The following is a 1,349-nucleotide window of genomic DNA, read 5'->3' as shown; positions in this document are numbered from 1 at the left end:
GCACCACCATCAAAACGGCCAGCCATCATCTCCTTCAAGAGATGCGCCGCCCCCAGTTCAGCGTGCTGAGAAGGGGGCGGTGTCAGATCACATCGAGACCAATTCATGTTATACGCCCTTGTCGGGATCACCGCAGTTTTTGTATTCTAGCGCATCTACTTGTCTCGCTGGGTAGGAGAAGTATCTGAATGAAGTCATCGTCTCGCAAGAAAGCCGTCCGATCAAACCCGAAATATCACCTGCTTGCATCCTGGTGGGCGCGTCACCTTCTTGTGATAGCAATTGGTGTGGCCGGCACATGGCTGTTCTTGTACAGCCGGATCGAATGGTCCCCAATGCACCGCTGGAACAGGGCTGTTGGCGATATGTCGATCGTTCTGGTGGCAGTGGCGATGTCGCTTGGTCCTTTGTCACGTATCTGGCGCAGCACTGCAAAGCTGTTACCATTCCGGCGCGAATTGGGTATTTATGCGGTCTTGCTGGCATTTATACACGCCACAATCATTTTGATCGGTTGGGTGAACCTGGATCTCATGCGCCTTGTCGGCTTTGAATTTCATCCGGGACTGCAAAAATACGTGATGGTGCAGCACGGGTTTGCGATTGCCAATCTGATCGGTGTCCTTGCGTTGCTTTACGGGCTGATCCTGGCTGCTACATCGAACGACCGCAGTCTTCGTTGGCTGGGAAATTCGGTTTGGAAATTCGTCCAGCGGGGAACTTACGTGCTGTGGTGGTTGTCGGTCGTACATACCGGCTATTTTCTGTACCTCCACTTTCTCGATTTTCATCGAGCCACTCCCGAGCCGAACTGGTTCCAATGGCCTTTTGTCGGTTTGGTCGGGGCTGTACTGACCTTTCAGTTCGTCGCATCGTCTGCAACCTTGTACAAAGTGCGCCGACGCGAGTCGGCGGCATCTTAGGATCCAGCGACAGGTGCCAGCATGACTTCGACAAATCCCTGCGGATTGGAATCGACGGTCTGGTAAGTCCCTGTCACAGCGATCTCGCGCCCGACCTCGTTATTCATGGCGCGGTCGTACTACCCTGCTGGAATGATCCAGGTCAGTGCGGCGACGATGACGATCAATGCAAAAAGGATCGTATAGGCGGTGGGAAACCATGAGGCCATTCCGTCGCTTTGTGGTTCTGTGATAGGGGTTTTGTCACTCATGGTCTCTCTCCCATTTGGTTATTGCGTTGCGCCGCGCGACGTAAGCGCTGTCCCGGCCCCACGTTGTAGCGCCTGTCCGGTGCTGCGAGATCTTGCACAACTCATAGTGGGGAGTGCGTTTCGCAATGTGCGCTACAAATTCGTTTCTCAAATCGTTGGGCGTCGAGATCTACGC

General features: G+C 54.0%; 2 protein-coding genes. One reads left to right on the top strand and one right to left on the bottom strand.

What is annotated here, in order from left to right; all coding sequences use genetic code 11:
* Nucleotides 1-188 precede the first annotated feature (188 nt).
* The gene (locus A2I95_RS38400; RefSeq protein WP_291737652.1) at nt 189-923 is read left to right on the top strand and encodes a ferric reductase-like transmembrane domain-containing protein; all 735 of its coding nucleotides are present in this window, start codon (nt 189-191) and stop codon (nt 921-923) included.
* Between the two features lie 119 nt (nt 924-1,042).
* Here the strand turns inward: A2I95_RS38400 and A2I95_RS38395 are convergent, their stop codons facing one another.
* Nucleotides 1,043-1,174, bottom strand: coding sequence for a hypothetical protein (locus A2I95_RS38395; RefSeq protein WP_281171998.1), 132 nt, complete (start codon nt 1,172-1,174; stop codon nt 1,043-1,045).
* Nucleotides 1,175-1,349: the final 175 nt, after the last annotated feature.

The organism is Leisingera sp. F5 (genome assembly GCF_001593695.1).
The sequence above is the reverse complement of the archived record's forward strand: the minus strand, read 5'-3'. Positions and strand labels throughout refer to the sequence as shown.